Source organism: Streptomyces durhamensis, from assembly GCF_000725475.1.
Taxonomy (GTDB): Bacteria; Actinomycetota; Actinomycetes; order Streptomycetales; family Streptomycetaceae; genus Streptomyces; species Streptomyces filipinensis.
The window spans coordinates 1-394 of sequence record NZ_JNXR01000127.1; the positions used below are offsets into that span (position 1 = coordinate 1).

A 394-nucleotide genomic window follows, 5' to 3' on the forward strand; every position below is an offset into this window, starting at 1 on the left:
GGCGTACGTCGTCCCGGCGATCGGCGAGAAGAGGTTCACCGTCGCCGCGATCGACCTCGGCATCAAGGGCATGACCCCGCACCGGATGGCCGAGCGCGGCATCGAGGTCCACGTCCTGCCGGCCACCGCCACGGCGGACGAGGTCTTCGCCGTCGACCCGGACGGCGTGTTCTTCTCCAACGGCCCCGGCGACCCGGCGACCGCCGACGGCCCGGTCGCGCTGATGACGGCCGTCCTGGAGCGCAGGACCCCGCTGTTCGGCATCTGCTTCGGCAACCAGATCCTCGGCCGCGCCCTCGGCTTCGGCACGTACAAGCTGAAGTACGGCCACCGGGGCATCAACCAGCCGGTCCAGGACCGTACGACCGGCAAGGTCGAGGTCACCGCGCACAAC

The 394-nt window shown here is 70.8% G+C and carries 1 protein-coding gene; it reads left to right on the top strand.

The window, feature by feature from the left end; genetic code table 11:
- Nucleotides 1-394 (top strand): glutamine amidotransferase-related protein (locus IO33_RS0142080; protein WP_031174347.1); only part of this gene is annotated, 394 nt, incomplete at both ends.